This is a genomic window from Novosphingobium sp. MD-1 (assembly GCF_001014975.1).
Lineage (GTDB): Bacteria > Pseudomonadota > Alphaproteobacteria > Sphingomonadales > Sphingomonadaceae > Novosphingobium.
The window spans coordinates 120915-128734 of sequence record NZ_BBXA01000028.1 but is presented as its reverse complement, the minus strand read 5'-3'; the positions used below and the strand labels follow the sequence as shown (position 1 = coordinate 128734).

The following is a 7820-nucleotide window of genomic DNA, read 5'->3' as shown; positions in this document are numbered from 1 at the left end:
CGGGTGCGTGACAAACCCGCCGTGACCGACTAACGGCCGCCGCAATGGCATCGCTCCGCGCCTTTCTTCTGCGCCATCGCACCATCGCCGCCGCCCTGGTGGCGCTGGCGCTGTGCATGAAGGCGCTGGTGCCGGCGGGGTACATGGTCGCGCCGCAGGCCCGGACCTTCACCCTGCTGGTCTGCGCGGATTCGCTGGGCGAACGCACCGCCACGCAGGTGAGCATTCCCGCCCGCGACGGCACGCACCAGAACACCGACGCCAATACCAAGGCGCACGATGTCTGCCCGTTCGCCGGCCATGCCTTCCCGGCGCTGGGCGGCGCGGACCCCATCCTGCTGGCGCTGGCGATCGCCTTCGTGCTGGCACTTGGCTTCGCCGCCGTTCCCGCGCCGGTCATCCGGCGCGTCGCACGCCTCCAGCCGCCGTTGCGCGGCCCGCCAGCGCTTTCCTGAACACCGGCCGGTCGCACCCGACCGTCTGTCCCGGCGCCTGAACGCGCGCCGACGTTCCGGAAAAGCATGATTGCGCCCATCCGCGCCATGCCTCCGCCATTTCAAAGATACCGGAGGAGAAATCCGCCATGAGGATTTCGTTCGTCACGTCCCTTTCCACGCTGGCCACCGCGCTGGCGTTCACCCCCATTTCCGCCCATGCGGAGGAAGACGCCGCCACGGCATCCGACGCGCCCCGTTCCGACATTCTGGTGATCGCGCAGAAGCAGGCCGCCACGATCGAAAACGCGCCTTCCACCAAGGCGGCGGTAACCGCCGACCTGATCGCCGAGAAGATCAACGCGGTCAGCGTGGAGGATACGCTCAAGTACCTGCCCAGCCTGGTCGTGCGCAAGCGGCACATCGGCGACAACTTCGCGCCCATCGCCACGCGCACCTCGGGCCTCGGTGCCAGCGCACGCAGCCTGATCTTTGCCGATGGCGCGATCCTGTCCGCGCTGATCGCCAACAACAACGGCAACGGCAGCCCCCGCTGGACGCTGGTGACGCCGGAGGAAATAGCGCGGATCGACGTGCTCTACGGCCCGTTCTCGGCCGCCTATGCCGGCAACAGCATCGGCACCGTGGTCAACATCACCACCCGCCTGCCCGACAAGCTGGAAGCCCACGCCTCGGTCCTGACCAATATCCAGCAGTCCAACCTCTATGGCACGCACCAGACCCTGCCGACGTGGCAGTTCGCCGGTTCGGTCGGCGACCGCTTCGGCCCGCTGGCGGTGTTCCTCAGCGGCACGCGCACGGTAGCGAACAGCCAGCCGGTGAGCATCGTGACGGCAACCGCCGCGCCGACGGGAACCACGGGCGCCTATGACGACCGCAACCGTAGCGGGAACGCGATCAAGGTGCTGGGCGCCGGCGGCATCGAGCATCACGAGCAGAACACCTGGAAGGCCAAGGCCGCGCTCGACCTCGGCGGCAATACGCGCCTCAGCTACGTTCTGGGCATCTGGACCGACAAGACGCGCGGCACCGTGGACAGCTATCTGCGCGACGGCACGGGCGCGACGACCTACGCCACCGCGAACACCGGCGTGACCACCGGCTTCAATTCCGGCGTCTATACCCGCGACGCGCTGCACTTCTCGCACGCGGTGACCGCGCAGGGCGGATCGAAGGCGATCGACTGGCAGGTTGTCGGCACGCTCTACAATTACGCGCACGATCTCCAGAACGGCCCGTCCACCGCGACCAACGGCCCGACCGTGAACAAGCTGCCGTCCGCCTTCGCCGGCGGGGCCGGCACGATCCAGCGGCAGGACGGCACCGGCTGGGTGACGCTCGACGCCAAGGCCGCGCTCCATCTCGGCGCGCACGAGGTCAGCTTCGGCGGGCATGGCGATCGCTACAAACTGGCGGCGCAGACCTTCCTGGCGAGCAACTGGCTCGATACCACGACGCAAGGGGCGCTCAGCACCGCCTCGCGTGGCAAGACGCGCACGCTGGCGGTGTGGGCGCAGGACGCGATCCGGATCACCCCGCAGTGGACGCTGACGCTCGGCGCGCGGCAGGAATGGTGGCGCGCGTGGGACGGCTACAACCTGAACGCCAGCGGCAAATCACTGCCGCAGGCGGAGCGCAAGGCCAGTGGCTTCTCGCCCAAGGCCTCGCTCGAATGGAAGCCCGCGCAGCACTGGACCGCGCGCCTTTCGTTCGGACAGGCGTGGCGTTTTCCGACCGTGGGCGAACTCTATCAGGCGACCACGGTCGGTACGCTGTTCGCCAATCCCAACCCCAACCTGCGCCCCGAGCGCGCGCGCAGCGGCGAACTGGCGATCGAGCAGCAGGACGCCCACGGCACCCTGCGCGTATCGCTGTTCAACGAAGTGATCGACGGCGCGCTGATCTCGCAGACCAACATCAACACGCCGGAGATCACCAGCAGCTATGTCCAGAACGTGGACCGCACGCGGGCGCGGGGCGTGGAACTGGCGATCGACCGACGCGACGTGCTGCCGGGCTTCGACGTGGCCGGCAGCGTGACCTATGCCGACGCGATCACCAGCCGGAACAGCGCCTTTCCGGCCTCGGTCGGCAGGCTGCTGCCCAGCGTGCCGCACTGGAAAGCGAACGCGGTGCTAACCTGGCGGCCGAGCGAGAAGCTTTCGCTCACCAGTGCCGCACGCTATGCCAGCCGCAACTACGCCACGCTCGATAACAGCGATACGGTGGGCAACACCTATCAGGGGTTCTACAAGTACTTCGTGATCGACATGCGCGCGGTGTTCCACGTGAACGACCATTTCGACTTCGCGCTGGGCGTCGATAACCTCAACAACGACAAGTACTACCTGTTCCACCCCTTCCCGCAGCGGTCGTTTACCGCGCAGGTGAACTGGAAGCTGTAATCGTCGGAAAGGCCGGGGCGGGCGCGATTACCGTCCGCCCCGGCCCCGGATCAATGCGCGGCCGAGCTATCCACTTCGCGGCTTGGCTTGGGCGTCAGCCAGATGACCATGGCCGACACCACGAACAGCACGGCCAGCACCAGGAAGACGTGGTTGGTCGCCTGCGCCAGGCTTTCGCGATCGACGATGTTGGCGATGACCTGTCGCGTCTGATCGAGCGAAAAACCTTGCGACGAAAGCCGGTCCGCCGTCTGCGTGGTGTTGAGACGCCCGACGATCTCGCTGCGCGCGACGCGCTGGCTATCGTCCCAGTAGGTCGTGGCGATGGACGCGCCGATCGCGCCCGCCATCGTCCGCATGAAGCTCATCACCCCGGCCGCCGATGCCGTTTCGCGCGGCTCCACCGCGCTCAGGCCCAGCGCGGTCGCCGCGATGAAGAAGGCCGGCATCCCGAAGCCCTGCACCATCTGCGGGAACGACAGCGTCCAGAAATCGGCATCCGCCGTCCAGCCCGACCGCAGCCAGGACACCATGCCCAGCCACAGGATGCCGCCGAAAACGAGCAAGCGCAGGTCCACTTTCGACGCCAGCCGCCCGACGATGGGGGCCATGATCACCGCACCCACGCCGATGAACGAGGTGGCATAGCCGGCATCGGTGGACGTGTAGCCAAGCCCGACCTGCAGGTATTGCGGGATGATGACCGAGGTTGCGAAAAAACATCCGTAGGTCAGCGCCAGCGACAGCGTGGATACCGTGAACCCCCGGTGCCGGAACACGCGCAGATCGACGATCGGCTGCTCCTCCGTCAGTTCCCAGGCCAGGAAGATCGCGAAGAAGATCACCGCGATGATGCCCAGTGCCACGATCAGCGGATCGCCGAACCAGTCGCGCTCGCGCCCCAGATCGAGCAGGATCTGCAACGCGCCGATCCAGATGATCATCAGCACCAGGCCGGTACGGTCGACGCGCAGGTCTTCCGTCGGCGTTTCGGCCGGGCGCAACACCCGCATCGCGCCGAAGCTGCACAGCAGAACCACCGGCACGTTGATGAAGAATATCCAGTGCCACGACCACGCATCGCTGATCGAACCGCCGAAGATCGGGCCGAGAATGGGCGCGACGACCGTGGTCATCGCCCACAGCGCCATCGCCTGGTTGCGCTGTTCCGGCGGAAAGATGCGCATCAACAGCGTCTGCGACAGCGGCATCAGCGGCCCACCGCACAGTCCTTGTCCGATCCGGCAGGCGACGAGCATCCCGAGCGTGGGCGACATGCCGCACAGCATCGAGAAGATGCCGAAGCCCATCATGCAGAAAATGAAGGTACGCACCGCGCCGAAACGGCCGGCAAGCCAGCCGGTCAGCGGAACGCAGATCGCCTCCGCCACGGAATAGGACGTGATGATCCAGATTCCCTGGCTGGTGGAAATGCCAAGGCTGCCCGCGATGTGCGGTACCGAAACGTTGGCAATGGTCGTATCTAGCACGACCATGAAGTTGGACGCCGCCAGCACGATCCCGGCGATCGCCAGCGCGGCGCCACGGATCGCTACGGGAGCCTCAGTCGAACCGGCCATGGGACCGCCTCCTCACTTACCGGAAACGTCAACCTCGGCGGTCATCGACAGGCCGACACGCAGCGGATGATCGCGCAGTTCCTGCGGATCGAGCGTGACACGCACGGGCAGGCGCTGGACGACCTTGATCCAGTTGCCCGTGGCATTCTGCGCGGGGATCAGCGCAAAGGACGCACCGGTGCCGCCCGAAAGCCCGGTCACCTTGCCATGATAGGTCACGCCGCCGCCGTAGAGATCGGACGTGAGCGTGACCGGCTGGCCGATCTTCACCTTGGCAAGCTGGCCTTCCTTGAAATTGGCGTCGACATAGAGCTGGCCCACCGGCACCACCAGCATCAGCACACCGCCGGGCGCGACGCGCTGGCCCACCTGGACGTTGCGCCGCGTGACGATGCCATCGACGGGCGCGCGGACCACCGTGCGCTCCAGATCGAGCCGGGCCTGCGCCACGCGGGCCTCGGCGGCCTGGACTTCGGGCGCGGTGGCGACGCTGGTGCCCGCGATCAGCGCGTTGTTGGCGGCGAGTTGCCCGCTGGCCGCGCCACGGGTGGATGCGGCCTGCGCCACGCCAGCGCGGGCGAGTTCGAGATTGGCCTGCGCCGCCGCGAAGGCGTTGGTCGCGCTCGTCAGTTCCTCGCCGGACACCGCCCCATTGGGTGCGAGGCGGCGGCGACGGTCGAGATCGATCCGGGCCTTGGTGAACTCCGCCTCGGCTGCGGCAAGCTGCGCCCGGGCGCGGGTGATGTCTGCCTCGCGCGCGGCGACCTGCGCCGCCAGCGCCGTGCTGGTCGCCGCCGTCTGGCCATACATCCGGCGGGCCTTGGCCAGTTCCGCCTCGGCCTGTGCCAGCGCGATGCGGGCATCGCGATCGTCGAGCTGCACCAGCACATCGCCCTTTTTCACGACTTGCGTATCCTGCACCGGAACGCCCGCAACCTGCGCCGCGACCATCGACGTCACGCTGGCGGTATCGGCCCCGACATAGGCATTGTCGGTCTCGACGTAGTGACTGCCGACGAGGACGTACCACAAGCCATAGGCAAGGGCGGCCAGCACCACGGCCGCCGCGATCGCGCGCAGAGCGGTGCGGCGTTTCTCGCTGGCGCCGGATGCAGGGGCAATCTGGGCGCCTTCGGTCGGAACGGCGGGATCGGCTTCAGCCATGGGAGGAATCCTTCGGTGCGGCAATCGCGGTGCTGGTGATCGAAAATCCGCCGCCGAGCGCACGGACAAGGGCAACATCTAGCGAGAAGGCACGCGCTTCCAGATCGGCGACGGCCATCCGGCTCTGCAGCACCTGCTGCTCGGCGGTCAGAACGTTGAGGTACGTGGAAAGCCCGCCTTCGTAGCGCTGCCGGGCAATGGCATAGGCCTGCTCCGATGCCGCCAGCGCCTGCCGGCTTTCCCCGAGGCGGGCCGCCAGCGCGTTGCGGCTGGCGACGGCATCGGCCACTTCGTGGAACGCCGTGGCAACCGTGCCGTCATAGCTAGCGACCGCCTCGTCATAGGTGGCGCGCGCCTGCCGGTACTGGCCCTGCAGCGCCCCGCCCCGGAACAGCGGCAGGCTGATCGCGGGGCCGACCTGCCCATAGGTGGAGCCGCTGTCGAACAGGTTGCCAAGGCCCAGCGCCTGGAACCCCGCCAGCGCACTCAGCTTGATCGCCGGATAGAAATCGGCGCGCGCCACCTTGATGCGGCTGGCGGCGGCTTCCACCCGGGCACGGGCGGCGGCGATGTCAGGCCGGCGGCCGATCAGGTCGGTGGTGACGTCCACCGGCAAGCCCCGCGCGGTTGCCACCACGGCGGGCAGCGCGATGTCCCTGCCGCGATCCGGCCCTTTGCCCACCAGCGCGGCGATGCGGTTGCGGGTGAGCGCGATCATTTCGTCGGTGGCGGCAAGATCAGCGCGCGAGGCCGGCACGGCGGCATCGGCCTGCTTCAGTTCGCCGCGCGTATCGAGGCCCGTGGTCACGCGGTCGGACACCAGCGCGCGCGTTTGCTGCCGCAGTTCCAGCGCCCGTGCCTGCACCGCGCGTTCCGCCGTGAGACGGGCAAGATCGGCATAGGCGCTGGCGATGTTGGTCGACAGCACCAGCCGCGCCTGTTCCAGATCGATCCGCGCCGCTTCGGCCTGCGAGGTGGCGGCCGCCAGCGCGGCCCGGTTGCGCCCCCAAAGATCGAGGTCGAATTCCAGCGTGGCGGCGACCTGCCCGGTATCGTTCCACCCCTTCGGCACGAAGGCGCGCGGGATACCGTTATTGTAGCTCTGCTTGTTTTCGCCCACGCTGCCCTGCACGCCCAGCGACGGCAGGCGTGCGGCGCCGGCCTGCTGCGCCAGGGCGCGCGCCGCGCGCAGGCGCGCCGCCGCCGCCGCCAGATCGGGTGCGCCGGCCAGTCCTTCCTCGATCAGCGCGGTCAACTGGCTGTCGCCGTAAGCGTTCCACCAATTGGCTTCGGGCCAGGCCGCAGCTGGCACCCCGTTCGCCGGCACGGGCTGGGGGGCAAGCGCGCGCGTGGCGGCAAAGCTGTCCGCCGCGCGAATCGTCGGCGCCGGTCCCTGGTGCGGAATCGACGCGCAGGCACCCAGCAACAGCGAGCCGCCGAGCGCAAGCACCGGAAGAAAACGGGAATGGTGATGAGTCATGGGAAAACCGTACTCTGTGGTACGGTTAGGCATTAACGCCGCACGGGGTCTTGTCAACATAAAACTGTACCGTATAGTACGGTCATGCCGCAGTCAGCAAAGAAAGCTCCCGGAAAGCGCGAGGCGCGCAAGATCGACAGGCGCGAAGCCATTGTCGAAGTGGCCAAGCGCCAGTTCCTCGACAACGGCTATGCCGCCACCTCGATGTCCGCGATCGCCGCCGAACTGGGCGGCTCCAAGGCCACGCTGTGGAGCTATTTTCCCAACAAGGAAGACCTGTTCGCGGCAGTGCTGGATGAGGCCACCGCCGCCTATCGCCAGCAGTTCGCCGACCTGTTGCGCCCGTCTAAGGACATGCCTTCGGCCGTTCTGCAATTCACGCGCAGCTTCATGGCAAAGCTGACCCTGCCCGAACCGTTGCGCCTGCACCGGCTGATCGTGGCGGAAAGCGGACGCAATCCGGAGCTGGGTCAGCTGTTCTTCGAACGCGCGCCCGGCCCCACGCTGGCGATGCTACGGGATTTCATGGCGGATGGAATGGCCAGCGGACAATTGCGCCAGGCCGATCCGCAGCTGGCGGCCGACGCGTTGACCTCGCTGTGCCTTGGCGGGATGCACCGGCGCATCCTGTGGGGCGCGCCACCCCCTGAGCCGGCGGCTGTCGAAACCGAAGCGCGCAACGTCACCGACATCTTCATGGCCGCTTTCGGACCGAGGCCCTGACCCGGCCGCATCG

General features: G+C 67.7%; 6 protein-coding genes. 3 read left to right on the top strand and 3 right to left on the bottom strand.

Translation table 11 applies throughout. The features are described from left to right. Positions 1-44 precede the first annotated feature (44 nt). Both NMD1_RS11530 and NMD1_RS11525 read left to right on the top strand, forming a co-directional pair. Positions 45-455, top strand: coding sequence for a hypothetical protein (locus NMD1_RS11530; protein WP_125954857.1), 411 nt, complete (start codon positions 45-47; stop codon positions 453-455). Between the two features lie 128 nt (positions 456-583). Further along, positions 584-2860: a TonB-dependent receptor gene (locus NMD1_RS11525; protein ID WP_125954856.1), complete on the top strand. Its 2277-nt coding sequence runs from the start codon at positions 584-586 to the stop codon at positions 2858-2860. Positions 2861-2910: 50 nt separating this feature from the next. On the opposite strand, the gene NMD1_RS11520 is transcribed toward NMD1_RS11525, so the two are convergent. The 3 genes from NMD1_RS11520 to NMD1_RS11510 are packed head-to-tail and all read right to left on the bottom strand — an operon-like array spanning position 2911 to position 7084. After that, complete coding sequence (locus NMD1_RS11520) at positions 2911-4440, bottom strand: DHA2 family efflux MFS transporter permease subunit (protein ID WP_125954855.1); 1530 nt, start codon at positions 4438-4440, stop codon at positions 2911-2913. A gap of 12 nt (positions 4441-4452) precedes the next feature. Continuing rightward, positions 4453-5604, bottom strand: coding sequence for an HlyD family efflux transporter periplasmic adaptor subunit (locus NMD1_RS11515; RefSeq protein ID WP_125954854.1), 1152 nt, complete (start codon positions 5602-5604; stop codon positions 4453-4455). After that, complete coding sequence (locus NMD1_RS11510) at positions 5597-7084, bottom strand: efflux transporter outer membrane subunit (RefSeq protein ID WP_125954853.1); 1488 nt, start codon at positions 7082-7084, stop codon at positions 5597-5599. Before NMD1_RS11510 ends, NMD1_RS11515 begins: the two co-directional genes overlap by 8 nt. A gap of 84 nt (positions 7085-7168) precedes the next feature. Between NMD1_RS11510 and NMD1_RS11505 the strand changes: the two genes are divergently transcribed. After that, positions 7169-7807 carry a TetR/AcrR family transcriptional regulator gene (locus tag NMD1_RS11505; RefSeq protein WP_124807713.1) on the top strand — a complete coding sequence of 213 codons (639 nt, stop codon included), beginning with the start codon at positions 7169-7171 and terminating at the stop codon, positions 7805-7807. Positions 7808-7820 lie beyond the last annotated feature (13 nt).

Excerpts from the sequence above, each read along its gene's own strand:
- NMD1_RS11530 (WP_125954857.1), top strand. The coding sequence starts at position 45 with ATGGCATCGCTCCGCGCCTTTCTTCTGCGCCATCGCACCATCGCCGCC.
- NMD1_RS11525 (WP_125954856.1), top strand. The coding sequence starts at position 584 with ATGAGGATTTCGTTCGTCACGTCCCTTTCCACGCTGGCCACCGCGCTG.
- NMD1_RS11520 (WP_125954855.1), bottom strand. The coding sequence starts at position 4,440 with ATGGCCGGTTCGACTGAGGCTCCCGTAGCGATCCGTGGCGCCGCGCTG.
- NMD1_RS11515 (WP_125954854.1), bottom strand. The coding sequence starts at position 5,604 with ATGGCTGAAGCCGATCCCGCCGTTCCGACCGAAGGCGCCCAGATTGCC.
- NMD1_RS11510 (WP_125954853.1), bottom strand. The coding sequence starts at position 7,084 with ATGACTCATCACCATTCCCGTTTTCTTCCGGTGCTTGCGCTCGGCGGC.
- NMD1_RS11505 (WP_124807713.1), top strand. The coding sequence starts at position 7,169 with ATGCCGCAGTCAGCAAAGAAAGCTCCCGGAAAGCGCGAGGCGCGCAAG.